The following is a 2,287-nucleotide window of genomic DNA, read 5'->3' as shown; positions in this document are numbered from 1 at the left end:
CGGTTTTTTTTGTCTGCAAGGTTGAACTGTAACAAAACGCAACGCAGACTAACGACATTCAGTTAATCGGGTGTCTCATGTTATTACTTTCTCGTTATTCCTTCTCTGTTAAACCTCAGGAAGCGATCCTCATTGTGATCACAATGTTCTGGGGGGGCACGTTTTTGGCCGTGCAATATGCCGTTACCCTGAGCGGACCTTTTTTCTTTGTCGGCGTGCGTTTTGCCACCGCTGCGCTGGCGGTCGCGCTTTTGTCACTACGCTCATTGCATAAACTGACGTGGCTGGAAGTCAAAGCAGGCGTTGCGATCGGTATCGCAATTGCGTTGGGCTATAGTCTGCAAACCTGGGGACTACAGTTTATTCCCAGCAGTAAATCGGCGTTTATTACCGCGATGTATGTGCCGTTGGTCCCGCTTTTACAATGGCTGTGTCTGGGGCGTATGCCCGGCCTGATGCCATGTGTCGGCATTGTGCTGGCCTTTATCGGGTTGATTTTTCTCGCCGGACCGGGAGGCAATTTGCTGGCTTTAGGTGAAGGAGAGTGGATCACACTCGCCGGCGCGGTGGCGATTGCGGCAGAAATTATCCTGATTAGCGCGTGGGCGGGAAAAGTGGATGTGCGGCGGGTAACGGTGGTACAACTGGCAACCGCTTCGATAGTGGCATTTATTGCCATGGCCCCAGCAGGAGAGTCCGTGCCGCCGATGTCTACGGGATTGCTGGTGGTGGCGCTGGGGTTGGGGATTTTCAGTGCGATTATTCAGGTCACCATGAACTGGGCACAGCGCAGCGTTTCGCCGACGCGCGCGACGGTCATTTATACCGGTGAGCCGGTGTGGGCGGGGATCTTTGGTCGCCTGGCGGGGGAACGCTTACCGCTACTGGCTTTGCTCGGCGCAGCATTCATTATTGTTGGCGTGCTGGTCAGCGAACTGAAGTTCAAAAAGAAAAAAGGGGTAGTGCAAGAGGCACCGCCGGAGTCGCTTTAATTTAACCATTCACCGCGTGATTTGGTATGCTGACGCCCTCACAAGAAGGAGAGGGCGCATGGTCCAACGCGCAGAGAAAAAAACAGGTAAGCGCTCGCAGGCCGTCAGTGCAAAACGCCAGGCCATATTAACCGCGGCATTAAATATCTTCTCCCAATATGGGATCCACGGCACGCGTCTCGAACAGGTCGCTGAGCAGGCGGGTGTGTCAAAAACGAATCTGCTTTATTACTACCCGTCAAAAGAGGTGCTCTATATTGCCGTTTTGCGGCAAATCCTCGACGTCTGGCTGGCTCCGTTGAAGGCTTTTCGCGAAGACTTTGCGCCGCTGGTGGCTATTAAAGAATACATTCGCCTTAAGCTGGAAGTGTCGCGCGATTACCCTCAGGCTTCACGACTGTTTTGTATGGAGATGCTGGCAGGTGCGCCTTTATTGATGGCTGAATTAACGGGCGATCTCAAAACGCTAATTGATGAGAAATCGGCGCTGATTGCCGGTTGGATCAAAAGTGGGAAACTGGCTCCGGTCGATCCGCATCATCTGATTTTTATGATTTGGGCTTCAACCCAGCACTACGCCGACTTTGCCCCACAGGTTGAGGCGGTAACGGGCGCAACGCTGCGTGATGAAGCCTTTTTTAACCAAACGGTGGAGAGCGTGCAGCGGATGATTATTGAAGGGATCCGCGTGCGTTAACTGGCAGGCGGTAACGGACAGCTTAAATCGCCCTCTTCGCACTGTAAGAGCGAGGCGAGAAACGCTTCACGCTCGTTGGTTTTATCCGTCAGGCACTGACTGGAAATCATCGCCTGGACGCTACCGCCTTCGGTGCCGGAACTGATTAACGCGCAGTCCGCATCGCGCAGGGTTATCCATGAGATTTGCGCTTTTTTCAGTAAATCGCGCTGGGTTGGGGCGGCGCGCTTAAGCGCATTCTGATAAGTGTCATTAAGTTTGGTGTCGGCCGCCTTAAACTGCTCTGCGGCACAGGTGTTCATCTCAATCTGAGTGTTCGCGTTGGCGCAGTCATCCGCCAGCGCCTGGCCGCTCAACAGCAGCGCTGCACATGTCAGTACGATTCGTTTCATGCTTCCCTCTGGCTCCATAAAAAAGGCCCCGTTACCGGAGTCATGCTTGTCAGTTAACGAGGATGAGTGGCACATACGGAGGTAATGAATCTGTTGCCTCCGGTATATTGCTACGTTCACCTTATGTTTGTCACTTCTCTGAAACGATCCTCCCTGTGAACGTGTTAAGGGTACTATCGCCGTACCCTTAACAATCCCGGCTCCCG

Annotated in this window: 3 protein-coding genes; 2 read left to right on the top strand and 1 reads right to left on the bottom strand. The window is 53.3% G+C overall.

Annotated elements, in window-relative coordinates:
• Positions 1–77 precede the first annotated feature (77 nt).
• Complete coding sequence (locus FDW87_RS05895; RefSeq protein WP_137379520.1) at positions 78–992, top strand: DMT family transporter; 915 nt, start codon at positions 78–80, stop codon at positions 990–992.
• A 58-nt stretch (positions 993–1,050) separates the two neighbouring features.
• Complete coding sequence (gene rutR / locus FDW87_RS05890) at positions 1,051–1,689, top strand: HTH-type transcriptional regulator RutR (RefSeq protein WP_016152583.1); 639 nt, start codon at positions 1,051–1,053, stop codon at positions 1,687–1,689.
• Here the strand turns inward: rutR and FDW87_RS05885 are convergent.
• On the bottom strand, positions 1,686–2,081 hold the full coding sequence (locus tag FDW87_RS05885; RefSeq protein ID WP_016152584.1) for a lysozyme inhibitor LprI family protein: 396 nt from the start codon (positions 2,079–2,081) through the stop codon (positions 1,686–1,688). The genes rutR and FDW87_RS05885 overlap by 4 nt on opposite strands.
• Positions 2,082–2,287 lie beyond the last annotated feature (206 nt).

Origin of the sequence: Citrobacter sp. wls826, assembly GCF_005281245.1 — a bacterium.
In the GTDB taxonomy this organism is placed as follows: domain Bacteria; phylum Pseudomonadota; class Gammaproteobacteria; order Enterobacterales; family Enterobacteriaceae; genus Citrobacter; species Citrobacter braakii.
This window is presented reverse-complemented; position numbering and strand designations above follow the sequence as displayed.

What these genes read in the sequence shown, in the direction of transcription:
- FDW87_RS05895 (WP_137379520.1), top strand. Translation starts at nt 78, where the DNA reads ATGTTATTACTTTCTCGTTATTCCTTCTCTGTTAAACCTCAGGAAGCG.
- rutR (WP_016152583.1), top strand. Translation starts at nt 1,051, where the DNA reads ATGGTCCAACGCGCAGAGAAAAAAACAGGTAAGCGCTCGCAGGCCGTC.
- FDW87_RS05885 (WP_016152584.1), bottom strand. Translation starts at nt 2,081, where the DNA reads ATGAAACGAATCGTACTGACATGTGCAGCGCTGCTGTTGAGCGGCCAG.